Origin of the sequence: Methylobrevis pamukkalensis, from assembly GCF_001720135.1 — a bacterium.
Taxonomy (GTDB): domain Bacteria; phylum Pseudomonadota; class Alphaproteobacteria; order Rhizobiales; family Pleomorphomonadaceae; genus Methylobrevis; species Methylobrevis pamukkalensis.
In genome coordinates, this window is sequence record NZ_MCRJ01000076.1 from 1 (window position 1) to 21,681 (window position 21,681).

The following is a 21,681-nucleotide window of genomic DNA, read 5'->3' on the forward strand; positions in this document are numbered from 1 at the left end:
CCGGCTTCGCCGTTCCTCGAACAGGTCGCGCGTGAGATCATCGTGCGCGGCCATCGAGCCCTGCGCATCAACATCTCCTTCGGCGATCAGATCTTCTGGCGCTTGCCGGGAGCCGTGGCCTACCGCGGCAGGCTCGATCAATGGCGCGCCTACATCTCGAACTTCTATGACACCCACGGTGTCACCGACATCATGATGCTTGGCGATTGCCGCCCGCACCATCACATCGCGATCTCCGAAGCCCATGCGCGCGAGATCCGCGTTCACGTCACCGAACTCGGCTACATCCGGCCGGACTGGCTGACGGTGGAACGGGATGGAATGACATCCTTTTCCCATTTTCCGCGCGAGCCCGACGCCATCCTTCAGCTCGCCGAGAATGCCCCGGTACCCTCGTTCAAGTCGCTGTATCCGTCGCGCTTCGCGACGATGGCGGCGTGGGACGTGGCTTACAATCTCGCAAACCGTGTTTCTCTCCCCCTTCTTCTACCCGCACTACCGCTGGCACGCGATCTATCACCCGCTGAAGGAATATGCCGGCTGGCTGCGCAAGTTCGCCGTCTCGAGGTGGGAGAAGAAGCGGGTGGACAAGGCACTGGAGGAGTTGAAGGCCTCACAGGCTCCCTTCTTCTTCTTTCCGCTTCAGCTCGCCACCGACTACCAGATCCGCAAGCATTCGCCCTATGCCAATCTGGAAACGGCCGTCGAGCGGGTCATCAACTCCTTCGCTCATCATGCCCCGAAAAACCGCGCGACTGGTCATTAAGATCCATCCGCTCGACAACGGGCTCATCGACTGGAAAAAGCTCACGGCGGAGTTCGGCGCGGCCATGGGCTGCGCGGACCGGATCGTCACCCTCAACGGCGGCGACATCATGCCGTTGATCAACAACTGCGAAGGCGTGGTGACGATCAACTCGACCGTCGGCACCTCGACGCTGCGGGCCGGCAAGCCGCTGATCGCGCTCGGGAACGCCATCTTCGACATTCCCGGCCTGACCTTCCAGGGCCCGCTCGACCGCTTCTGGACCCAGGCGACCCCGCCGGATCCGGTGTTTGCCGATGCCTTCATCCGCGTGCTGGTTGCCACCACGCAGATCCGGGGCGGCTACTATTCCCGCGCCGGCATTGCCGCCGGTGCCCGTGCCGCTGCCGACCGCGTGCTGCACGACGGCGAACTGCTGCCGCGGATCGCGCCGCAGGATCGCGATGTCGTCTCCTACCGCCGCGCGGCGGAGTGAGAGACGGGCCATGCCCCGTCGGCCGCCAGTTCCTTTGCCGGCTTCCGCATGCCCAACTGACCACATGACGCCATGAGCCGATCCCCCGCCGCCGTGATCCTGACCGGCGCCAGCAGCGGCATTGGCCGCGCGCTGGCGCTTGGCCTGTCGGCGCCGGGCGTTCGGATCGGCCTGGTCGGCCGGGACGAGGTCCGCATGGCGCAGATCGCCGAGTTGTGCCGGGAGAAGGGCGCCGCCGTGGAGGTGGGGCTGATCGACGTGCGCGACCGCGCCGGCATCGAGGCCTTCATCTCCGAATTCGACGATGCGACGCCGGTGGATCTGGTGATCGCCAATGCCGGCGTCACCACCGGCCTTGGCCCCGGGCGCACGCCGGAGGATCCGGCCGAGAGCCGCCGGCTGCTGGAGATCAACTACGGCGGCATGCTGAACACGGTGGAGCCGCTGCTTGGCCGCATGCAGGCGCGCCGGCGCGGGCAGATCGTCGTGGTGAGTTCGCTCGCGGGTCTGCGCGCGCTGCCGGACATGCCGTCCTACAGCGCCACCAAGGCGGCCGTTCGCGCCTATGGCATCTCGCTGCGTGGCTGGCTGCGGCCCTTCGGGATCGGCGTGACGGTGGTCTGTCCCGGCTTCGTGACCTCACCGATGTCGGCGCGCCATCAGGGGGCACGGCCATTCGAGATCACGGCGGACAAGGCGGCAGGGATCATTCTGCGCGGCATTCGCGCCCGCCGCTCGCTGGTGGCGTTTCCGCTGCTGCTGCTGGCGGGCATGCGTCTTGGCGGCCTGCTGCCGCCCGCGCTGTCCGACTGGTTCATGGGACCGTTCGCGGCAGAGGTGGAGCCGGACGGCGAGGCGCGCCGCCGGCGGACGCTCAGCGATTGACCAGCTGTTTCAGCACCGATCCGGCGGCCTTGACCGCCGCAAGTTCCTCGGCGGTGATGCGCACCGCCTCGGCGATTTCCGCGCGCTCATGGCTGCTGGTCACGAAGAAGCGCAGGCGCGCCGCCTTCTCCGGCACGGCCGGATAGATGATCGGCAGCGCGTTCAGGCCGCGCTGGAACACGCGGTCGGCCAGCACGGCCGCCTGCGCCGAGCCGCCGACGATGACCGGCACCACGGCGTAACCCTGCGACAGGCCGATATCGAGGCCGGCCTTGCGCGCTTCTTCGACGAAGAACAGTCCGTTGTCCCGCAGCTTGGCCACCCGCTCCGGCTCGGCTTCCATCACGTCGATCGAGGCGATCGCCGCGGCCGCGAGGGCCGGGGCGAGGCCGACCGAATAGACGAAGCCCGGCGTCTTCACCTTCAGGAAGTCGATCAGTGCCGAGGAGCCGGCAATGTAGCCGCCGCAGCCGGACAGGGTCTTCGACAGGGTGCCCATCCAGATCTCGACCGAGGTCGGATCGATGCCGGCATGTTCGGCGATGCCGCGCCCGGTCGCGCCCAGCACGCCGAGGGAGTGGGCTTCGTCGACCATCAGCCAGGCGTCGTTGTCGGATTTGACCTCGATGAAGCGGGCAAGGTCCGGCATGTCGCCGTCCATCGAGTAGAGACCCTCGATGACGATCAGCACGCGCTCGTAGTCGTGGCGGATCTTCTCCAGCGTGGTGGCGAGCGCCTTCCAGTCGTTGTGCGGGAAGCTCAGCCGCGCCGCGCCGGACAGGCGCGCGCCCTCGGCCACCGAATTGTGGATCAGCGCGTCGTAGAGGATCAGGTCCTTTGGCCCGAGCAGCGTGCCGATGGTGCTGACGTTGGTGGCGTGGCCGCTGACCAGTACGATCGCGTCCTCGACCCCGTGCACCGCCGCCAGACGCGCCTCGAGTTCGCGGTGGATCGGCCGCTCGCCGGCGACCAGCCGGCTTGCCGACACCGACGTGCCGTAGCGGTCGATCGCCGCCTTGGCGGCAGCATCGACCGCCGGGTGGCCGTTGAGGCCGAGGTAGTTGTAGGAGGCGAAGTTGATGTAGCTGCGATTGCCGATGACGGAGCTGGCGCCGGCCATGCCGGCATGGGCCCGGAAGAAGGGGTTGCCGATGCCCATCATGTCGGCCGCGGCCCGCTGCATGCGCAGTTCGCGGTAGGCCGGGAGTTCGGAAAAGTCGAATGGCTTCACGCCGCGCGGCTGGGCGGCCGGCCGCGGTGTCTCGGCCGCCTCCGGGCGCTGACGCCGGTTGCGGGTCGCCTCGCGCAGCTCGGCCACGAGCGCGTCCTTCGACGAGCCGCTGACCCCGCCGTATCCCCGCTTCCGATCGGTCATTGCGCGTGTCTCTCCATGGTCGTCAGATCAGGCGCTTGAACTCGCCGCTGCGGGCTTCGATGGCGGTCATCGCTGCCGCGACGTCCTCATCCATGTCCTCGTCGACGTGACGTCCGGCGACGAGTTCGGCCTCCTGGGAGACCGACGAGTCGGCGCCCGCCGCCCGTTCGACCACCTTGCGGGCGATGTCGCCCAGCGTCGCGCCATTGGCCAGCGAGAGCAAGGGAATGTCGACGCCAAGCTTCTGCTCGGCCGCCATGCGCAGTTCCAGGGCCATCAGCGAGTCCATGCCGATCTCGGTGAGAGGCCGGCCCGGCTCGATTTCCTCGGTCGGTAGGCGCAGGATCCGCGAGATCTCGCCGGTCAGGACGCTGATCACCATGCGGATCGCCTCCTTCGGCTCCATCTCGCCGATCAGCCGGCCGATCTCGCCGTCGCCGCTGCGCTCCGAGGCGTCGTCGCCGCCACCGCGCAGCACGAGGCTGGCGAGCGGCGAGGCCATGATCGGCAGTTCGCGTTTGGCTGCGCCCCAGTTCATCCGCGCATAGGCGAGCACCGGATCGTCGAGACCGGCGTCGAGCGCCAGCGACAGGCCGGCCAGCGCGGCGCGCGCGGTCAGCGACTGCTTGCCCATGCGCATGCTCAGCATGGCGCTGACGTCGGCGTTGCGGGCGAGATAGCCGGCGTCGGCGATGGCGCCCCAGGCGATGGCGAGCGCCGGCAGGCCTTCCGCATGGCGCTTGCGCGCGAGCGCCTCCAGATAGGCGTTGGCCGCCACATAGGCCGCCTGGCCGGGATTGCCGATCAGCGTCGTTGCCGAGGAATAGAGCACGAAGAGATCGAGCGGCCGGCCGCGGGTGGCGGCGTCGAGATGATGGGCACCGGCGATCTTCGGCGCCAGAACCGACGTGATCCGTGCCCGGTCGAGCTTCTGGAACAGCGCGTCGTCGATGACCATCGCGGTGTGCAGGAGGCCGCGCAGCAGCGGCATTTGCGCATCGATCGCGGCGAGCAGGCCGTCGACGCCCTCGCGGGTCGACACGTCGGCGGCAAACACGCGCACGCTTGCGCCCTTTGCCGTCATCTCGTCGATCGCGGTGCGCGCGGTGTCGGACACGGTGCCCGACCGGCTGGCGAGCGCCAGATGCCGGGCGCCGCGCTCCACGAGGAAGCGGGCCGTCTCGATGCCGAAGCCGCCGAGGCCGCCGACGAGGAGATAGGTGGCGTCGGCGTGGATCACGGTTGCCGGCCGCAGGGACACGGCGGCAATTTCCGGCGGGCGGACCAGGATCTTGCCGACATGGCCGGACTGCTGCATCAGCCGGAAGGCGTCGTCACCCGGTTTGCCGCGAAGGCGCGATACGGCAGGGCCGAGAACACGCCGTCCTCGAAGCGCTCCACCAGTTCCCGGAACAGGCGCGCGGCCAGCGCCGGCCGGTGGGTGAGCAGCTGATCGGCATCGACGCCGAAATAGGAGAGGTTCTGGCGGAAGGGCCGCAGGCCGATCCGCGAATTCGCATAATAGTCGCGCTTGCCGAGTTCGACGAAGCGGCCGAAGGGCCGGAGCGTCGCGATCGACCGCTCCATCGCCTCGCCGAACAGCGAGTTGAGCACGACGTCGACACCCTTGCCGCCGCTGATCGCCATCACCTCGTCCTGGAAGACGAGCGAGCGCGAATCGAGCACATGCTCGGCGCCGAGCATGGTCAGCAGGCGACGCTTTTCCGGCGAACCGGCAGTGGCGATGACGCGCGCGCCGCGCCAGATGGCGATCTGCAGCGCGGCCAGGCCGACGCCGCCGGCGCCGCCGTGGATCAGGATCGTCTCGCCTTCCTCCAGCCGCGCCAGTTCGACCAGCGCGTAATAGGCGGTGAGGAAGGTGACCGGGATGGTCGCCGCCGCCTCGATGTCCACGGTGGAGGGCACGGGTGCCACGGCCTTTTCGGCGACGCGCACATGGGTGGCAAAGCAGGCCGGCGCGAAGGTGATGACGCTGTCGCCGGGCACGAAGCGCGTGACGTCCGGGCCGGTGCGGCGGACGATGCCGGAGCATTCCATGCCGAGCGTGGCGCCGGCAAAGCCGTCTTCCAGCGCCTCCTCGGGCAGAAGGCCGAGCGCCCACATCACGTCGCGGAAGTTGAGGCCGGTGGCGACCACCTCGATCTCGACCTCGTCGCCGGTAGGGCGCACCGGTGCGAAGGACTGCCAGGAAAGCGAATCCAGCGAACCCTGGCGGCCGATCTGCAGGTGTACGCCGGCACCGGCGCCGATGCGGTTGTGCCGGGCACTCTCGTCGAGGCCGGGCGCATGCACGACGCGCGGCACCGACACACCGTGCAGGTCGAGCACGAGCTCGCGCTCCTCGTCCGGATGCGCCATCAGCGCGGCAAGCCGGCTGGCGCCTCCGACGGGGCGAAGGCGGAGGCGAAATCGACGAGGCGGGTCTCGATGTCCGGATATTCGTTCATCAGCACGCGGCCGAGGCCCCAGAGGGCGGCGGCGACCGGATCATGCGGCCGGGCGGCGGCATTCGCGCCCGACCCGCCCGGAGCGACCAGCCACAGCCGGGCCGGCGGCTTCATCGCGCCGTTGAGGATCGCGTGGACGACCATGGTCGCGTCGGCCACGGCGGACAGCGGGTCCGTGGCTCCAAGGTCAGGCAGGAGAACGAGGTCTTTTGCCGTGCCGCTCGACAGGACGCCATGGAGCCGATCCCGATCGCTGCCGCCGTCGATCGGCTCCAGCGTGGCGACGCCGTCTTCCTGGACGTCGGCGAGCGCGAGGTGGACGGCGCGGCCGGCGGCTGCCGTCACGGCGCAGAGGGCATCGGCCAGCGAGCGCGTGGCCGCGGCCCGGCCCGCGGCCACCACGAGCACCGGATCGGTCTTTGCCTCAGGCAAGGCGGTACCGGGCAGCATGGTCGGATTGCGGGCGACGAGAAGCTGGGCGTCGACCTGCGGCGTCACGAGACCGCGCGAGACGATGCCGTCGAAACCGGCGGCCTCGAGCGTCTGCGACCAGGCGGAGGCCGTCCGGAGACGGCCGGTCGGACGATCGAAACCGGCACGCCACCAGGCGGCAGACATGCCGTGGACGAGGTCGGCGAAGAAGGTCGGGGCGGGTTCGGCGGCGACGATCGACCCGCCGCCGGCGAGCACCGCGCGCAGCTTGGCCGCCACGCCATCGTCGCCCGCGCGGCCGAGGCCGCCACAGGACAGGATGACCTCGAAGGGACCGGCGGCGCCAAGATCGGCAAAGGCGACGACGTCGATCCGCTCCGCGCCGTCGATGGCAAAGCGCAGGCGTTCCAGACGCGACGAATCCACGTCGGTCACGGCGAGCGACGTGATCCGGGCGTCGCGCGCGGCGAGCCGCAGCGCGATTTCCGCGGCGCCGGCCCCGGTGACGAGGATCCGCAGCGGCCGGGTGCGCGGCCAGGCGGCGGCCAGGTCGTCGGCAAGGGTGCCGATCGCATCGATCAGCGGACGGGCGGCGTCGGAGGCGGTCTCGAGATGGTCGGCCAGCGAGGCCGGCAGCGTCTCGTCGAGACCGGCGGCCAGACCCTCGCGCAGGCGGCGCGGCAGCAGCGTCGCGACACGGGTCAGCGCGCCGACTTCGGCGATGCGGCGGGGATGGTCGGCCAGCAGCGTGGCCACCAGCGTGCCGAGGTCCGGATAGGGCGTCTCCGTCTCGAGGCGCCAGCCGGTCGGCGTTTCGGTGGCCGCGCCATCCTCGACGGCGGCGTCGAGCAGGCGGTGGACCAGCGGCAGCGCCGAGGCATGCAGCCGGCCTTCCGCCACACGGGCGCCGGGATCGATCGCATCGGCGGTGGCAAGGCCGCGCAGCACGTCGAAGGCCACCGCACGGGCGGCGGCATCGATCAGCAGCGGGGCTTCGCCGAGTTCCTCGGGCATGTCGCGGACAAGCCCGAGCGCGGCGGCGCGCTCGGCGAGCGGATTGCGGCCCGGCGCGGTGCTGCCGGTCTCGTCGCCATCGGCGCGGCGGACGAAGGCAAGGCGGAAGGCGAACTCGTCGGGATCGTCGGCGCGGCTGAGCTGCACCGCCTTGAAACGGACGCCGTCGAGCCGGGCGATGGTGACGCCTTCGGCATCGACGAGCGTGAAGCGGGCCTCGATGGAGCGCACGCTGGCCTTGGTGACCTCGATGATTGCCGCCGCCGGCGTGCGGCCGAAGGAGAACACCCGGGTCTCGCCGATGCGGACCGGCAGGAAGGACCCGTCGCGGCGCCCGTCGCCGGTCTCGGCGATGAGATGGAACAGGCCGTGGAAGGTCGCGTCGAGCAGGGTCGGATGCAGGGCGTAGTCGGCATCGCCGAGGACGGCCTGTTCGGCGTCGGACAGTTCCAGACAGACAGCATTTTCGCCGAGCGGACGCACGCAGACCGCGCGGCGGAAGGCCGGGCCGTAGTTGAGGCCGAAGCTCTTCGTCAGCGTGTAAAGCGCGTCGTGATCGAGAGAGACGGCCGGCAGCGGGTCGGGCAGCGCCAGCCGCGGTGCCTCCGGGGCAGGCGACCGCGCGAGCCGGGCGCGCACATGCAGCGACCACTCGTCCTGCGACAGCCGGCGACGGCTGGAGATCTCGATCACATGGCCGTCGCGGTCGACGTCGACACGGGTCTCGCGCAGCACGCTCTCGTCGAGCAGCATCGGCCGCAGGATGTCGAGATCCAGCACCTCGACCGGGCCCTCGCCGAAGGTGTGACGGGCCGCGGCCAGGGCCATTTCTACGAAGCCCGCGGCCGGGAACACGACGGACTCCTCGACCTTGTGGTCCATCAGCCAGGGCAGCATCGAGGTGTCGATGTTGCCGATGAACGGGCCGCCCTCGGCCCGGGGCTGGCTGCCGAGCAAAGGATGGTCGAAGTCGCGGCCGAAGACGTCATGCGCCTCGACGGTGAGGTTCAACCGGTACTGCTGGTTCTGCCAGGGATAGAGCGGCAGCTCGACCTCGCCGGCCACCGGAGCTCCGAAGAAGGCGGCATCGTCGATCACCGCGCCGTTGGCCAGCGCCGCGGCGACGATCTCGCCGACCACATCGCGGCCGATCGCGTCGTCCTCGCCGAAGCTCGGCAGGATCGCGCCGGCATGGTCGACGGCGGCCAGCGTGTCGCCGACATAGTTCTGTAGCACCGGGCGCGGCGCGATCTCGACGAAGACGCGCATGCCGAGGCCGGCGAGCCGTTCGACCGCGGTGTTGAACAGCACCGGCTGGCGGACATTGCGCCACCAGTAGTCGGCATCGAGTTCGGTCGTGTCGATGACGTCGCCGGTCACGGTCGAGACGAAGGTCTTCTCGCCGGCGACGGGCATCAGGCCCGACAGCGCGCGGATGATCTCGTGGTGGATCGGCTCGATCAGCGCGCAGTGGAAGGGGTAGTCGAGCTTCAGCTTGCGCAGCGCCCAGCGCTTCTTGCGCGCATATTTCGCGAAGGCGTCGATGACGTCGTATCTGCCCGACAGCGTGACGCTGCGCGGGCTGTTGTCGCCGGCGAGCTCGAGGCCCGCGAACTCCGGCTCGGCCAGTGCCTCGCGGGCCTGATCGGCGGAGACCAGCAGGGCGGCCATGCCACCGAGGTGACGAGTCACCTCCTGCTGGGTCGAGCGCACGTGAATCAGGAACACGGCCTGTTCGAGCGTCAGCGCCCCGGCCGCCCAGGCGGCCGCCACCTCGCCGACGCTGTGGCCGGCTACGGCATCCGGGCGAAGGCCGCGCTTCTGCAGCGCTTCGGTCAGCGCGACTTGCACGGCGAACAGCAGCGGCTGGGCCACCTCGGTGCGCTCGATGTCGGCCTCGAGATCTTCCGAGAACAGCGTGGTGATCAGCGACCAGCCGGCGACCCGCATGAAGCGGCGGTTCACGGCTTCGAAGGCGAGGCGGAAGTTCGTGTCGGTCTGATAGGCCGCGCGGCCCATGCCGGCCCATTGCGAGCCGTTGCCGGCATAGAGGAAGGCCACGGGCGCGGTGCGCTGGATCGTCCGCGCCACCGGTGTTTTGCGACCGCCCGCGATGACATCGTCGAGGCCGGCCAGAATCTGGTCGCGTCCGGTCCCGACCACGACGAGGCGGTGGTCGAGCCGGTCGCGCCGCCAGGCGGCGGCGCTGGCGATCTTCGCGGCTGCCAGATCGTCGCCCGCGGCGATCACGTCGCGGTAGCGCGCGGCCATCGCGACCAGCGCGTCGCGCGACTGGGCCGAGAGCACCAGCGGCGGCTGAACGACGGGCGCCGCGCCGACTGCCGCCGGCCGGGACATGGCCCGGGTGCCCGGCGCCTCGCGCAGCACGACGTGGGCGTTGGCACCGCCGAATCCGAAGGAGTTGATGCCGACGAGGCGGGGGCCGTCGCCGGCGGGCAGGGTCCGCGTCTCGTCGACGACCTCGATGTTCAGGCCGGCGAAATCGATGTCCGGATTGGGATTGCGGAAATGCAGCGACGGGGGCAGCACCCCGTGCTCCAGCGCCATCTGCGCCTTCAGCAGGCCGGCAAGGCCCGAGGCCGATTCCAGATGGCCGATGTTGGTCTTCACCGAGCCGATCGGCAGCGGCAGCGCGCGGCGGCGGCCGAGGATGCCGCCGAGCGCGCTCGCCTCGATCGGGTCGCCGGCGCGGGTGCCGGTGCCGTGGGCCTCCACATAGGCAAGATCGTCGGGGTCGAGGCCGTAGCGCTCGTAGACCTGGGCCAGAAGCGCGGCCTGCTGCTCGCCGGAGGGCAGCGACAGGCCGGCGGTGCGGCCGTCGGAGTTGATGCCGGAGCCGACCACGAGGCTGCGCAGCGTGTTGCCCGCCGCCTCCGCCACGTCGGCGCGGCGCAGCACGATCGCCACCGCGCCCTCGGAGCGCACATAGCCGTCGCCGGCGGCGTCGAAGGCACGGCACAGGCCGGTCGGGCTCAGCATCGAGGCGCGCGAGAAGCCGATGAAGGCGAAAGGCGACAGCAGCACGTTGACGCCGGCGACCACCGCCGTGTCGATGCGGCCGGCGCGGATCGCCTCCAGCGCCTCGTGCATCGCCACCATCGACGACGAACAGGCGGTGTCGACCGTGAAGCTCGGGCCCTTGAGATCGAAGATGTAGGATATGCGGTTGGAGACGATCGACAGGGTGTTGCCGGTCATCGACTGGGTGTCGCCGCTCGCCGGATCGACCACCAGCATGTGTGAGTAGTCCATGCCGGAGGCGCCGACATAGACGCCGACCTCGCGTCCGGCGATGGAGGAGGGGGCGATGCCGCTGTGCTCGAACGCTTCCCAGACCACCTGGAGCAGCAGCCGCTGCTGCGGGTCCATCTGCTCGGCCTCGCGCGGCGAGATGCCGAAGAAGGTGGGGTCGAAGCCCCAGATGTCGTCGATCTGGCCGGCCGCCCAGGTGTAGCTTCGGCCGATCACGCCGCGGTCGGGATGGCCGAAGCGGTTCTTCGACCAGCGGTCCGGCTGGACTTCGGAGATGACGCATTCACCGCGGCTCAGCAGCGACCAGAAGGCATCAGGATCCGATGCACCGGGCAGACGGCAGGCGTAGCCCACGATGGCAATGTCGGTCTCGGTCAACGTCATCTCGCAAAGACTCAATTATATCAATACCGAGTTGCGGCAACTGGCCCGTACTCCATCAGCACGAAGCGTGCCACGGTGCAGATCAGCCGCATCAATAAAACCGGTGCGACGTCGCGGAGACTGTCGCAAACCGCAGACGAATACACGGCGGGCGCCCCGGCGTGGCGATGTCGGTCGCGCGCGTGCGCTCTGTCCTGCCGTCTTCATCGGCCATGCCCCCTCTGCCTCGAAAAGCGTCACGGCCCGACATGGTGCTGTTAAAGCGGACATGCAGCGCGCCCGCAAGACCATGTTCATGTCGTGGGTAACCCAGCAGCTGCCGCGTTGCAGCATGCCGACGGCGAAACAGGTTCCTCCCATGGTGTTCGTGACAGGACGATGACCATGATCTTTGTCCAATTTTGGGCTGCCGGCCTCCAGCTGACCCTTTCATATCGCAGGTGCGAGATCAAAAGGTCTTTCGCCCGTCAGACCGCCCGTGCCTGAACCTCCTTGATGTCGGTGAAGCGGAGCTTCTTCCACTTCTCCTTCACGTAGTTCAGCGCGTAGTTGGAGGTCGACAGCAGCACCGGATCGCCGTCCACATCCTCGGCCGTCGCCGTGCGGTTGGCTTCGAGGAACTCCTCCAGATCGCGTGCCGTCTCGGCCGCCACCCAGCGGGCCAGCGAATACTGGCTGCCCTCGAAGCCGACGGTCAGGCCGTACTCGTTGGCGAGGCGGTTCTGCAGCACGTCGAGCTGCAGGGCGCCGACGAAGCCGACGAGGGCGGGCGAGCCGTCCACCGGGCGGAACACCTGCACGACACCTTCCTCGGCAAGCTCCTGCAACGCCTGCTTCAGCTTCTTGGCCTTCATCGCGTCTTCCAGACGGACACGGCGGAGGATTTCCGGCGCGAAGCTCGGCACGCCGACGAAGGTGATGTCCTCGCCCTCGGTCAGGGTGTCGCCGATGCGCAGGGTGCCGTGGTTCGGAATGCCGACGACGTCGCCGGCGAAGGCCTCGTCGGCGATGTGGCGTTCCTGGGCGAAGAAGAACTGCGGCGTGTGCAGGCTCATCTGCTTGGCGGTGCGCACGTGGCGCACCTTCATGCCGCGCTCCAGCCTGCCGGAGCAGAGCCGGACGAAGGCGATGCGGTCGCGGTGGTTCGGATCCATGTTCGCCTGGATCTTGAACACGAAGGCCGTCATCTTTTCCTCCGCCGCGTGGACGAGGCGCCGGTCGGCCGCCTGGTCGCGCGGCGGCGGCGCGAAGGTGCCGAGCCCCTCCAGCAGGTCCTTGATGCCGAAGTTGCGCAGGGCCGAGCCCCAGAACACCGGCGTCATGGTGCCGGCGCGGAAGGCCTCGAGGTCGAATTCGGGGCAGGCCTCGCGGGCCAGATCCAGTTCGTCGCGGATGGCCGACATGCCGCGACCGGCGAGCAGGGCGTCGATGCCTTCCTCCGGCACCAGATCCTCGTGGCTGTCGCCAGACGCGTTCATCAGGCGCACGTTGCCGGCCCGCAGGTCGTAGGTGCCGAGGAAGTCGCGGCCGCCGCCGATCGGCCAGGTGATCGGCGCGGTGTCGAGCGCCAGCGTCTTCTCGATCTCGTCCAGCACCTCGAAGGGGTCACGCGTCTCGCGGTCCATCTTGTTGATGAAGGTGACGATCGGAATGTCGCGCAGGCGGCAGACCTCGAACAGCTTGCGCGTGCGATCCTCGATGCCCTTGGCCGCGTCGATCACCATGACGGCGCTGTCGACCGCCGTCAGCGTCCGATAGGTGTCCTCGGAAAAGTCCTCGTGACCGGGCGTGTCGAGCAGGTTGAAGACCCGGCCGTCATATTCGAAGGTCATCACCGAGGTGACGACCGAGATGCCGCGGTCGCGCTCGATCGACATCCAGTCCGAACGGGTGCGGCGCCGCTCGCCGCGCGCCTTCACCTGGCCGGCGAGCTGGATCGCACCGCCGAACAGCAGCAGCTTTTCGGTCAGCGTGGTCTTGCCGGCGTCCGGGTGGGAGATGATGGCGAAGGTGCGCCGGCGGGCCACCTCTGATTCCAGCCCGGTCGGGCGGGCGGCGGAGTCGGTGGAAACATCGGAAAGCGTCATCGGTTCTCGTCCGGTCCTGGCGTCGGGGCGGCGGCCGGCCCACGAATCGGGAGCGGCCCGTTCCGTCGCCGCGCGCGATCGGTGTCGGCCCGCTGGAAGTCGGACCGACGCCGGGGCCTGACCCGGCCCGCCTCGCATCGAAATGTCGTTGCTACGGCGTATAAGGTGGATCGGCGCCGCTTTCCACCGCAAACGCTGGGCGGGCAGGGTTGCGCCGCCACGGCGGGCAGGGGCTGCCGGTGCTTGCGTGGCCGTTCCGCGCCGACGCCGCCGCCTCGAACGGTCCTCTCGGCCGGTCCCGGCCGTTTCGCCGCTCAGCGGGCAAAACGACGAGGCCATGCCGGCGGGGAGCCAAAATGTGGGTGCGGCGGTTGACAGGCAGGATCGATTCCAGTACCGAACGGCCTGCACGGCAGACACCTCTTCGAAGGCGCCGCCGACGGCATTGGGGAATAGGTTAACGGTAGACCCACGGACTCTGACTCCGTTAGTCCTGGTTCGAATCCAGGTTCCCCAGCCACTCTTTCGCTCTCCTCAGTTTCGATCTTTCTAGCTCCCGACGCCACGGATGTGTCCGACACCGGACTGCCGGTTCGCACCTCATTGCGCTCCAGCCGCGCCGCCGCGCACAGTCGCCGCGACCGGATGAGCGATTCGACTTCGCGCAGCGGTCAGGGGCAGCCTTGCCGGTCTTCTTTCGGCGGCAGGACAGGGGATCGACGGGGAAGGATTCAACAGATGAGCGACGACATCGTGCGCGACAGCAATGGCGCTGCGCTGGCCGACGGCGACTCGGTGACCGTGATCAAGGACCTGAAGGTCAAGGGAACGTCGGAGACCATCAAGCGCGGCACGCTGGTGAAGGGCATCCGGCTGACCGGCAAGCCCGGTGAGGTCGAGTGCAACACCAGGCAGGTCAAGGGGCTGGTGCTGAAGACCGAGTTCCTGAAGAAGGCGTGAGGCGCCGGCCGGCCGCCGGGAGGGCTGGCGGTCGAGCGTGCTCTGCCAGCCAGCCCTCCCGGCGCCCGGCCATCCCGAACCGTTGGCATCCCGAAGGTTGGCCACGCCGCGCCGTTGGAGGGCATGCACGCGCAGTCCTGCTGCGGATCGCCAGAGGGGCCGCGCCAGCAAGGCGACGCGCGGGTGCGGCGACCGGGTCAAGGCCCGTTCGCATCAACACTGTCGGATAAAGGAGAGGGTGGTACGGCCTACGGGAATCGAACCCGTCTCTCCAGCGTGAAAGGCTAGTGTCCTAACCGATAGACGAAGGCCGCCCAACGAGGGCGGTGTATAGAGGGCATCTTCGCGGAGATCAAGCGCCCTTGAAGAGGAATCTTCCGCCCTCCGATCGGCCGTCGGCGACGCGCCGAAGCAGGACGATCAGCGGTTTGCAAATAAAACCGTCAACGCTATAGTCCGCGCGCTTCCGGCCGGGCGTCTCCGCCGGATCAACGAATTCACGTGCCCGTCTGCCGCCGGATTGCGGTCCGGCCGGACGCCGCCACACCAGGAGTAGCCGATGTTCATCACCCCCGCCTTTGCCCAGGCCGCCGGACCCGTCTCGGCCGGGCCGATGGAGCAGGTCATCCAGATCGTGCCGTTCCTGCTGATCTTCGTGATCATGTATTTCCTGATCATCCGGCCGCAGCGCAAGAAGCAGAAGGAGCATCAGGAGATGATCCGCAGCCTGCGTCGCGGCGACACCGTGGTGACCAGCGGCGGCATCATCGGCAAGGTGTCGAAGGTGGTCGACGACGGCGAATTCATCCTGGATGTGGGCGAGGGCGCCAAGCTGCGGATCTCCCGCAGCTACGTGGCCGAGCTGCGCGCCAAGGGCGAGCCGGTCAAGGAGTGATGTCGTTTCCCGGCGCCTGCCGCCAATCCCGGCGGGCGCCCTGACGCCGCGATCGATGGCGGACGGCGACATGCCGTTCGCCCTTTCGCATGAGCGGCCGGGCGCATGCGCGTCGGGGACAAGGGGTTCCGGATGCCCTGCCAGCTGATGCGGCGCGGCGCACTGTGGAGCGGCGGACCTGATCCCGTTGAGGGTCCCGAGGTCTCCGAGAGGTCGATATGCTCTATTTCGCCCGCTGGAAGGTCGTCCTGATCTGGCTGGTCGTCCTGACCGGCATCCTGTTCACGATCCCGAATTTCCTGACCTCCGAACAGCTCAAGTCGTGGTGGCCGAGCTTCCTGCCGCAGCGGCAGATCGTGCTCGGTCTCGATCTTCAGGGCGGCGTCTACCTGCTCTACGAGGTCGACACGGCGGACTATGTGTCCAAGCGGCTGAAGTCGCTGGAGAACGACGTGCGCCTGACCCTGCGTCAGGAGCCGCGGATCGGCTACACCGGGCTGGCGATCAGCGGCCGCGGCGTGCAGGTGCGGCTGCGGGACGTGTCGCAGGCCGAGACGGCGCGCACGCGCCTTGCCGAACTCGTCAATCCGCTCGACCAGTCGGTGCTGGGGGGAAGCGGCGTCACCGAATTCGAGCTCTCCGACCAGGGCGACGGCCTGTTCCGCTTCGATCTCAGTGATGCCGGTCTCGACCAGCGCCTGTCGTCAGTGGTGACCCAGTCGATCGAGGTCATCCGCCGCCGCGTCGACGAGATCGGCACGACCGAGCCGTCGATCCAGCAGAACGGCAGCGACCGCATCCTCGTCGAGGCGCCGGGCGAACGGGATCCGCAGCGCCTGAAGGCGATCATCGGCCAGACCGCCCAGCTCTCCTTCCACCTCGTCGACACCCAGAACTCCGTGCAGGACGCGATCAACGGCCGGCCTCCGGTCGGAACGCTGCTGCTGGAATCGACGGAGGCGGGCGGCCCGACCTATCTCGTCGAGGAAGTGCCGCTCCTGACCGGCGAGGACCTCGTCGACGCCCGCGCGGCCTTCGACCAGCAGACCAACGAGCCGCTGGTCTCGTTCCGGCTGTCCACCTCCGGCTCGCGCAAGTTCGCCGAGGTGACGAGCGCCAACGTCAACCGTCCCTTCGCGATCGTGCTCGACAACCAGGTGATCTCGGCCCCGGTGATCCGCGAGCCGATCACCGGCGGCTCCGGTCAGATCTCCGGCTCCTTCACGGTGGAAGGCGCCAACGATCTCGCCGTGCTGCTGCGCGCCGGCGCCCTGCCGGCCAAGCTCGACGTGGTCGAGGAGCGGACCGTGGGGCCGGGCCTTGGCGCCGACTCGATCGAGGCCGGCAAGATGGCCTCCTACATCGGCGCGGCCGCGGTGGTCCTGTTCATGATCGCCAGCTACGGCCTGCTCGGTCTCTTCGCCAACATCGCACTGGGCATCAACGTGATGCTGATCTTCGCGACGCTGACGGCGCTGGGCTCGACGCTGACGTTGCCGGGCATCGCCGGCATCGTTCTGACCATGGGCATGGCGGTGGACGCAACGTGCTGATCTACGAGCGCATCCGCGAGGAACAGCGCGCCGGCCGCTCGGCGATCACCGCGCTCGATGCGGGCTTCTCGCGGGCGTTCCTGACGATCATGGATTCCAACGTGACCACCCTGATCGCGGCGGTGATCCTGTTCTCGCTCGGCTCCGGGCCCGTGCGAGGCTTTGCGGTGACGCTGGCGGTCGGCATCTTCACGTCGCTGTTCACCGCCTTCACCGTCACCCGCCTGATCATCGCGATCTGGGTGCGCCGACGCCGGCCGTCGGTCGTGCCGATCTGATCCGTCATCCTGGTCCGAGGCCGCAAGGCCCGGTGAGAGCAGCGCCATGCTTCTGAAACTCATTCCCGACGACACCGCCATCCCGTTCATGAAGATGCGGATGTACGTGTTCATCCTCTCGCTGGTCGCGAGCATTCTCGCCCTCGGCCTGTTTGCCGTGAAGGGCATGAATTACGGCATCGACTTCGAGGGCGGTACGCTGATCGAGATCCAGACCAACGACGGTCCGGCGGATCTGTCGGCGATCCGCGCCCGGCTCGGCGAGTTGAACCTCGGCGAGGTGCAGGTCCAGGAGTTCGGCCAGCCCGACAACGTGCTGATTCGCATCGTCCGCCAGGAGGGCGGCGAGGCCGAGCAGCAGGTGGCGGTTGAGCAGATGAAGGCCGCCTTCGGCGACGAGGTGACCTACCGGCGCGTCGAAGTGGTCGGCCCGCGCGTGTCGGGTGAGCTCGCCTTCGCCGGCACCATGGCGGTCGGCGCCTCGCTGGTGCTGATCCTGATCTACATCTGGCTGCGCTTCGAGTGGCAGTATGGTGTCGGCGCGATCATCGCGACGCTGCACGACGTGATCATGACCATCGGCCTGTTCGCCCTGCTGCAGATCGAGTTCAACCTGACCTCGATCGCCGCGGTGCTGACGATCGTCGGCTATTCGCTGAACGACACGGTGGTGGTCTACGACCGCATTCGCGAAATGCGCCGCAAGTACAAGAAGATGCCCCTGCCGCAGCTGATCGATCTGGCGATCAACCAGACGCTGACGCGCACGGTCATGACCTCGGTCACCACGCTGATCGCGCTGATTGCGCTGTTCGTCTTCGGCGGCGAGGTGATCCGCTCGTTCACGACGGCGATGATCTTCGGCGTCCTGATCGGCACCTACTCCTCGATCTTCATTGCCGCGCCGGTGCTGATCTTCTTCGGCATGCAGGGGGGCGGAAACGCCACCAAGGAAGAGGCCGTGCAGGCGTGAGTCTTGTCCTCGAACGGGCCGGAACATGCCGGCGGAAAAGGACGCGATGACCACGGGCCATGACGGGCGTGGCACGCCGCAGGAGGCGGTGCGGCGCGAGGCGCATTTTCCCGGGCGCGCGCCGGTGGACGCCTATGGTGACGGCGGCTTCCGCTTTGCCGGCATGTCGCACCGCGGCTCGCTTTTGTGCGTGCCGAGCGGGATCTACGGCTGGCCGGTCACCACGGCCGCCGAGATCACGGGCGATTCGCTCGAGCGGGTGCTCGGCGAGGGTGCGGCGATCGATCTGCTGCTGCTCGGCACCGGCCGGGACCTCATCCCGCCTTCCGAGCGTCTGCGGCTGCTTCTCTCCGATCGCGGCATCCGGATCGACGTGATGTCGACCGGGGCGGCCATACGCACCTACAACATCCTGCTCGGCGAAGGGCGCCCCGTCGCGGCGGCGCTGATTGCGGTCGGCTGATCGGCGTCGGCCGGCCGCGGTGGTCCGCCGGCGTCGCCCTGCCGGTTCTCTTTGCAGGGACACACCCGTGCGCTGCATTGCAAAAGCGCTTATCATTCGGGTGTCGTCGTTCTATCCTTCGGTGGCCTTGACGTTTTTCGGACGGGCCCGATTTTCCTGATACTGCACGAATGTCTGTTTCATCGCCGCGAGACGGGCGAGGGCCGGGGGAGAGCCGATCTTGGATCATTCACGCGCCCGCGCCGCTCGCCGGCTGTTCAGGTCTCCGACAGGGACCTTTCATCGCCGTCCGGATGCCTCCGGCGGAGGAGACAAGCCCGCGTGAGCGTCAGTCGACGGACAACCATGCTGAAAGCCGCCTACCGGCACGCCGAGAGGCTCGTGCGCGACGCCGATCGCGATCGCTGGCTTGCGAGCCTCTTTGCCGATTCCCATGACCGGCCGCATCTCCATGCGATCCTCGCCTTCAACCTCGAGATCGCCCGGGTGCGCGAGGTGGTGCGGGAACCGCTGCCGGGCGAAATGCGGCTGCAGTGGTGGCGCGACGTGATCGAGGGTCGTGCCAAGGGCGACGTGGAGAGCCATCCGGTTGCCCGGGCGCTGCTCGACACGATCGACATCTACCGGCTGCCGGATCGCCCGTTCCTCGACCTGATCGAGGCACGCACCTTCGACCTCTACGACGATCCGATGCCGTCGCTGCACGATCTCGAAGGCTATGCCGGGGAGACGACCTCGACCCTGTTCCAGCTCGGTGCGGTCATTCTCAACAAGGGCGCCCATGCCGACACGGCGGACGCCGCCGGTCATGCCGGCGTCGCCTATGCGCTGACCGGACTGATGCGCGCGCTGGCGCACCACGCGCGCCGCGGCCAGGTGTATCTGCCGCTCGACATGCTGGCGGCAAACGGGATTTCGCCCCATGACGTGCGCAGCGGGCTTCACTCCGACGGGCTGCGCCGGACGCTCGCCGACCTGCGCGAGCGGGCGCGCATGCATGTCGATGCCGCCCGCAGCGCGATGACGACCGTGCCGCGACACGTCCAGCCGGTGTTCCTCCCCGTGGCGCTGACGCCGATGTGGCTCGACTATCTGGAGGCGGCCGACCCGTTCGATGCCGGCGTGGAAATTCCGCTGTGGCGCCGGCAATGGCTGCTCTGGAACGCCGCGCGCCGGGCGCGCGGCGGTCGGCCGATGTTCTGAAGGCGCCTTCGCGACCGCGGCCCGCCCTCACAGACGGGCCGGATCACCCAGGCGGCTCGTGGCCGCGCCGGTTCAGGCGGCGATCGCGGGCAGGGCGTTGCCTTCCAGCCAGACGCGGATATCGGCCAGTGCCCGCGCGCTCATCGCCTGCTTCCGCGCGATCGACTTCTCGGTGCCGCGCAGCCGCTTGCCGGGCTCCTTCGGCACCTCGATCGGCGGAAACAGGCCGAAATTCACGTTCATCGGCTGGAAAGAGCGCGGTCCCGGCCCGTCCTCCGCGAGATGCCCGCCGGTGATGTGGCCGAGCAGCGCGCCGAAGGCCGTGGTCGGCGGCGGCGGGATGACGTCCCGGCCGAGACGGCCGGCCACCGCGAAGCGGCCGGCGAGGATGCCGATCGCCGCCGATTCCACATAGCCCTCGCAGCCGGTGATCTGTCCGGCAAAGCGCAGGCGCGGCGCCGACTTGAGCCGCAGTTCGCCATCGAGCAGAACCGGGGAATTGAGGAAGGTGTTGCGATGAAGGCCGCCGAGACGGGCGAATTCGGCCTCCTCGAGGCCCGGAATGGTCCGGAACAGCCGCACCTGCTCGGCATATTTCAGCTTCGTCTGGAAACCGACCATGTTGTAGAGCGTGCCCAGCGCATTGTCCTGTCGCAGTTGGACGACCGCATAGGGCTTGACCGCCGGGTCATGGGCATTGGTGAGCCCCATCGGCTTCATCGGCCCGTGGCGCAGGGTTTCCGGCCCGCGCTCGGCCATCACCTCGATCGGCAGGCAGCCGTCGAAATAGGGCGTGGACTCGAAGTCCTTGAAGGCGGTCTTGTCGCCGGCCACCAAGCCGGCGACGAAGGCCTCGTAGGTCTCCCGGTCGAGCGGGCAGTTGATGTAGTCCTTGCCGGTACCGCCGGGGCCGACCTTGTCGTAGCGCGACTGGAACCAGGCCTTCGACAGGTCGATGCTGTCGAAATGCACGATCGGCGCGATGGCGTCGAAGAAGGCGAGACTGTCCTCGCCGGTCAGCTCCCGGATGGCCGAGGCCAGACCCGGCGAGGTCAGCGGCCCGGTGGCGACGATCGTCTCGCCCCAGGCCTCGGGCGGCAGGCCATCGACCTCGCCGCGCTCCACGGTGATCAGCGGATGTGCGTCGATCGCGGCCGTGACGGCGAGCGCAAAGCCTTCGCGGTCGACCGCGAGCGCACCACCGGCCGGAACCTGGTTGGCATCGGCGCAGCGCATGACCAGCGAGCCGGCAAGCCGCATCTCGGCATGCAGCAGGCCGACGGCGTTGGTGCCGGCATCGTCGGAGCGGAAGGAATTGGAGCAGACCAGCTCGGCGAGGCTGTCGGTCTTGTGGGCATCGGTGCTGCGCACCGGGCGCATCTCGTGCAGCACGACCGGAATGCCGGCGCTGGCGATGGCATAGGCGGCTTCGCAGCCGGCAAGGCCGCCGCCGACGATATGAATGGGGGAGTGTGATGCTGTCGTCATGGCCGGGAAACTAGCGGAAATCGCCGGCCGGGGGAATCGCCGTCGCATCTCGCGGTGCGTTTGTCGCGCGCGCATGTCCGAGTTGGCCGAAGCGTCGATCCCGCTTTCCGGCAGGGACGTGCCCAAACGACAAACGCCCACCGGGGGAGGAGATCCGGTGGGCGTCGTCTGGTCCACGGAGGGAGGAAATTCCGTGGTGTGCACCGCAACGAGGGAGGAGACCGTTGCGGGCTACGAAGGCGGTCACGTTCGGCGGGGAGGAGGTCGCCTCCGTGTCCGGCCCTCGATTCCTGAAGTCCTGCGGTCGGGCCACCCGAGGGAAGGCGGCCGGGCCGTTTCGATCAGCGCGAGGCCTTGCGGGCCAGGTTCGCGATGTCGCCGCGGCCGATGCCGAGGTCGTTGAGCTCACGGTTGCTGAGACGCGACAGCTCCCGGTAGGTCTGCTGATACTTCACGAAGGAGCTGTACTTCTTGACGATGGTGCCGAACATGATCGACGTGCCTTTCTGGTATTTCCGAATTTCGATCGACGTGTCGTCGAGCCATTTCTTTCTGGCCGCGCCGCCGTCTGACAGGGAGATATCTAAGCCATGCTTCGGTCGCGGGGCAGAGGGCAGGCCGCATGCCGAGCATGTATTTTTCGCATGGCGAAATTAATGGACCGCCGCTTGGCGGCAAGAAATGGGGCATTCCTGTGTCCGCGACGGAC

15 protein-coding genes, 2 tRNA genes and 2 pseudogenes are annotated in these 21,681 nt (G+C 68.5%); 10 read left to right on the forward strand and 9 right to left on the reverse strand.

Annotated elements, in window-relative coordinates; all coding sequences use genetic code 11:
* A partial coding sequence (locus tag A6302_RS24555) for a hypothetical protein (protein WP_245294057.1) occupies window positions 1-267 on the reverse strand: 267 nt, incomplete at its 3' end.
* Between A6302_RS24555 and A6302_RS26195 the strand changes: the two are divergent.
* The 4 genes and pseudogenes from A6302_RS26195 to A6302_RS13105 all read left to right on the forward strand — a co-directional run.
* Window positions 196-405, forward strand: a pseudogene (locus tag A6302_RS26195) (capsular polysaccharide export protein, LipB/KpsS family); the annotation flags it as partial. The gene A6302_RS24555 and the pseudogene A6302_RS26195 overlap by 72 nt on opposite strands.
* A 61-nt stretch (window positions 406-466) precedes the next feature.
* On the forward strand, window positions 467-766 hold the full coding sequence (locus A6302_RS25365; RefSeq protein WP_069307407.1) for a capsular polysaccharide export protein, LipB/KpsS family: 300 nt from the start codon (window positions 467-469) through the stop codon (window positions 764-766).
* On the forward strand, window positions 735-1,241 hold the full coding sequence (locus A6302_RS25370) for a capsular polysaccharide export protein, LipB/KpsS family (protein ID WP_169833579.1): 507 nt from the start codon (window positions 735-737) through the stop codon (window positions 1,239-1,241). Before A6302_RS25365 ends, A6302_RS25370 begins: the two co-directional genes overlap by 32 nt.
* A gap of 72 nt (window positions 1,242-1,313) precedes the next feature.
* Complete coding sequence (locus A6302_RS13105; RefSeq protein ID WP_069307409.1) at window positions 1,314-2,126, forward strand: SDR family NAD(P)-dependent oxidoreductase; 813 nt, start codon at window positions 1,314-1,316, stop codon at window positions 2,124-2,126.
* Here the strand turns inward: A6302_RS13105 and A6302_RS13110 are convergent.
* From A6302_RS13110 to A6302_RS13120, 5 genes are all read right to left on the reverse strand, one after another.
* Complete coding sequence (locus A6302_RS13110; RefSeq protein ID WP_069307410.1) at window positions 2,116-3,501, reverse strand: aminotransferase class I/II-fold pyridoxal phosphate-dependent enzyme; 1,386 nt, start codon at window positions 3,499-3,501, stop codon at window positions 2,116-2,118. The two genes, A6302_RS13105 and A6302_RS13110, sit on opposite strands and share 11 nt — an antisense overlap.
* A gap of 22 nt (window positions 3,502-3,523) precedes the next feature.
* Window positions 3,524-4,819: a beta-ketoacyl reductase gene (locus A6302_RS23010; RefSeq protein ID WP_169833580.1), complete on the reverse strand. Its 1,296-nt coding sequence runs from the start codon at window positions 4,817-4,819 to the stop codon at window positions 3,524-3,526.
* A complete protein-coding gene (locus tag A6302_RS22235; RefSeq protein ID WP_141703754.1) occupies window positions 4,819-5,880 on the reverse strand; it encodes a zinc-binding dehydrogenase in 1,062 nt (353 codons plus the stop codon). The genes A6302_RS23010 and A6302_RS22235 overlap by 1 nt, the downstream gene beginning before the upstream one ends.
* Window positions 5,880-11,072 carry a type I polyketide synthase gene (locus tag A6302_RS13115; protein ID WP_083255750.1) on the reverse strand — a complete coding sequence of 1,731 codons (5,193 nt, stop codon included), beginning with the start codon at window positions 11,070-11,072 and terminating at the stop codon, window positions 5,880-5,882. The genes A6302_RS22235 and A6302_RS13115 overlap by 1 nt, the downstream gene beginning before the upstream one ends.
* 467 nt (window positions 11,073-11,539) lie before the next feature.
* Window positions 11,540-13,159 carry a peptide chain release factor 3 gene (locus tag A6302_RS13120; protein WP_069307411.1) on the reverse strand — a complete coding sequence of 540 codons (1,620 nt, stop codon included), beginning with the start codon at window positions 13,157-13,159 and terminating at the stop codon, window positions 11,540-11,542.
* 446 nt (window positions 13,160-13,605) lie between these two features.
* On the opposite strand from A6302_RS13120, the gene A6302_RS13125 reads away from it, so the two are divergent.
* A tRNA-Gln gene (locus A6302_RS13125) sits at window positions 13,606-13,679 on the forward strand.
* Between the two features lie 218 nt (window positions 13,680-13,897).
* Window positions 13,898-14,119 (forward strand): alkylphosphonate utilization protein, encoded by a 222-nt coding sequence (locus A6302_RS13130; protein WP_069307412.1) that lies wholly within the window; start codon window positions 13,898-13,900, stop codon window positions 14,117-14,119.
* Window positions 14,120-14,358: 239 nt separating this feature from the next.
* On the opposite strand, the gene A6302_RS13135 is transcribed toward A6302_RS13130, so the two are convergent.
* Window positions 14,359-14,433 (reverse strand) — tRNA-Glu (locus A6302_RS13135).
* Between the two features lie 245 nt (window positions 14,434-14,678).
* Between A6302_RS13135 and yajC the strand changes: the two genes are divergently transcribed.
* From yajC to A6302_RS13160, 4 genes and pseudogenes are all read left to right on the forward strand, one after another.
* Window positions 14,679-15,014, forward strand: coding sequence for a preprotein translocase subunit YajC (gene yajC, locus A6302_RS13140; protein WP_069307413.1), 336 nt, complete (start codon window positions 14,679-14,681; stop codon window positions 15,012-15,014).
* Window positions 15,015-15,232: 218 nt separating this feature from the next.
* Window positions 15,233-17,818, forward strand: a pseudogene (gene secD, locus A6302_RS26200) (protein translocase subunit SecD).
* Window positions 17,819-17,864: 46 nt separating this feature from the next.
* Entirely contained in the window at window positions 17,865-18,281 is a 417-nt protein-coding gene (locus A6302_RS13155) for an Mth938-like domain-containing protein (RefSeq protein WP_069307418.1), read from the forward strand.
* Window positions 18,282-18,626: 345 nt separating this feature from the next.
* On the forward strand, window positions 18,627-19,484 hold the full coding sequence (locus A6302_RS13160) for a phytoene/squalene synthase family protein (protein WP_069307415.1): 858 nt from the start codon (window positions 18,627-18,629) through the stop codon (window positions 19,482-19,484).
* 72 nt (window positions 19,485-19,556) lie between these two features.
* Here A6302_RS13160 and trmFO read toward each other — a convergent pair whose 3' ends face one another.
* Window positions 19,557-20,972, reverse strand: coding sequence for a methylenetetrahydrofolate--tRNA-(uracil(54)-C(5))-methyltransferase (FADH(2)-oxidizing) TrmFO (gene trmFO, locus A6302_RS13165; protein ID WP_069307416.1), 1,416 nt, complete (start codon window positions 20,970-20,972; stop codon window positions 19,557-19,559).
* A 341-nt stretch (window positions 20,973-21,313) separates the two neighbouring features.
* The gene (locus A6302_RS13170; RefSeq protein WP_069307417.1) at window positions 21,314-21,463 is read right to left on the reverse strand and encodes a DUF1127 domain-containing protein; all 150 of its coding nucleotides are present in this window, start codon (window positions 21,461-21,463) and stop codon (window positions 21,314-21,316) included.
* Between the last annotated feature and the right edge of the window lie 218 nt (window positions 21,464-21,681).

Bases quoted from the DNA above. Each gene is read 5' to 3' on its own strand.
- A6302_RS25370 (WP_169833579.1), top strand. From the start codon at position 735: ATGCCCCGAAAAACCGCGCGACTGGTCATTAAGATCCATCCGCTCGAC.
- A6302_RS13105 (WP_069307409.1), top strand. From the start codon at position 1,314: ATGAGCCGATCCCCCGCCGCCGTGATCCTGACCGGCGCCAGCAGCGGC.
- A6302_RS13110 (WP_069307410.1), bottom strand. From the start codon at position 3,501: ATGACCGATCGGAAGCGGGGATACGGCGGGGTCAGCGGCTCGTCGAAG.
- A6302_RS23010 (WP_169833580.1), bottom strand. From the start codon at position 4,819: ATGCAGCAGTCCGGCCATGTCGGCAAGATCCTGGTCCGCCCGCCGGAA.
- A6302_RS22235 (WP_141703754.1), bottom strand. From the start codon at position 5,880: ATGGCGCATCCGGACGAGGAGCGCGAGCTCGTGCTCGACCTGCACGGT.
- A6302_RS13115 (WP_083255750.1), bottom strand. From the start codon at position 11,072: ATGACGTTGACCGAGACCGACATTGCCATCGTGGGCTACGCCTGCCGT.
- A6302_RS13120 (WP_069307411.1), bottom strand. From the start codon at position 13,159: ATGACGCTTTCCGATGTTTCCACCGACTCCGCCGCCCGCCCGACCGGG.
- A6302_RS13130 (WP_069307412.1), top strand. From the start codon at position 13,898: ATGAGCGACGACATCGTGCGCGACAGCAATGGCGCTGCGCTGGCCGAC.
- yajC (WP_069307413.1), top strand. From the start codon at position 14,679: ATGTTCATCACCCCCGCCTTTGCCCAGGCCGCCGGACCCGTCTCGGCC.
- A6302_RS13155 (WP_069307418.1), top strand. From the start codon at position 17,865: ATGACCACGGGCCATGACGGGCGTGGCACGCCGCAGGAGGCGGTGCGG.
- A6302_RS13160 (WP_069307415.1), top strand. From the start codon at position 18,627: ATGCTGAAAGCCGCCTACCGGCACGCCGAGAGGCTCGTGCGCGACGCC.
- trmFO (WP_069307416.1), bottom strand. From the start codon at position 20,972: ATGACGACAGCATCACACTCCCCCATTCATATCGTCGGCGGCGGCCTT.
- A6302_RS13170 (WP_069307417.1), bottom strand. From the start codon at position 21,463: ATGTTCGGCACCATCGTCAAGAAGTACAGCTCCTTCGTGAAGTATCAG.